We start from the raw sequence: 445 nt of genomic DNA on the forward strand, positions 1-445 counted from the left end.
GAGCCAATACCCGACAATCTTATCTAACAGCTTCGTGCTATTTCCTGAAAGAATTTCATTTGCTAAAAAGAAATAATTAAGAATTGGAACTAATTCAGCAATAAATATATAAACATCTGAAAAGGTTATCGGCTCTGGTAATGGAGGGGGTTCTACTTCACAAAATTGAGTTACTTCTATTCTGTTAAGAACCTCATCATAGATAAGTCCGAGTGTTTTTTTAGCAGCTTTCTTTGTCAGTTCTTCAAAGAAATTCAAAGTATCATCTCTGTCAAACTTAAGCGTAGCCATCTTTTGAATAGCTTCAGGGATTAAATCTAGTAACCTACATAGCGCACCCTCAAGCTCAAAAAGAGCACAAAGCACACCAATTTCATTTGTATTGATGTAATCTTGCGCCCCTTCCTTTTTTTTGGAGCCATTAGTACAACTCATCTTGATGCTG

General features: G+C 36.0%; 1 protein-coding gene. It reads right to left on the reverse strand.

What is annotated here, in order from left to right; translation table 11 throughout:
• The coding region (locus tag CQ839_RS24680) for a hypothetical protein (protein ID WP_146048821.1) at window positions 1-435 on the reverse strand (435 nt) is incomplete at its 3' end.
• Between the last annotated feature and the right edge of the window lie 10 nt (window positions 436-445).

It is taken from the genome of Pseudanabaena sp. BC1403 (genome assembly GCF_002914585.1).
In the GTDB taxonomy this organism is placed as follows: Bacteria; Cyanobacteriota; Cyanobacteriia; order Pseudanabaenales; family Pseudanabaenaceae; genus Pseudanabaena.